The following is a 215-nucleotide window of genomic DNA, read 5'->3' on the forward strand; positions in this document are numbered from 1 at the left end:
CGACCCCCGCGTTATCAACACGGTGCTCTAACCAGCTGAGCTACAGCCCCAACGCGGAACTACTACGACTACTGTTTCTTCTTAATTAAACAGCCGATAAGTGTGAACATTTGATGCGTGAATCATTGCTGATTCGTGCAAACTCTAGAAAGGAGGTGATCCAGCCGCACCTTCCGATACGGCTACCTTGTTACGACTTCACCCCAGTCACGAAT

At 49.3% G+C, this 215-nt stretch carries 1 rRNA gene; it reads right to left on the reverse strand.

From position 1 onward, the window contains the following. Nucleotides 1-148: 148 nt before the first annotated feature. Nucleotides 149-215 (reverse strand): 16S ribosomal RNA (locus tag MRBLMS1_RS26915); the annotation flags it as partial.

Source organism: Massilia sp. LMS1-1-1.1 (assembly GCF_040815535.1).
Lineage (GTDB): Bacteria > Pseudomonadota > Gammaproteobacteria > Burkholderiales > Burkholderiaceae_D > Janthinobacterium > Janthinobacterium aestuarii.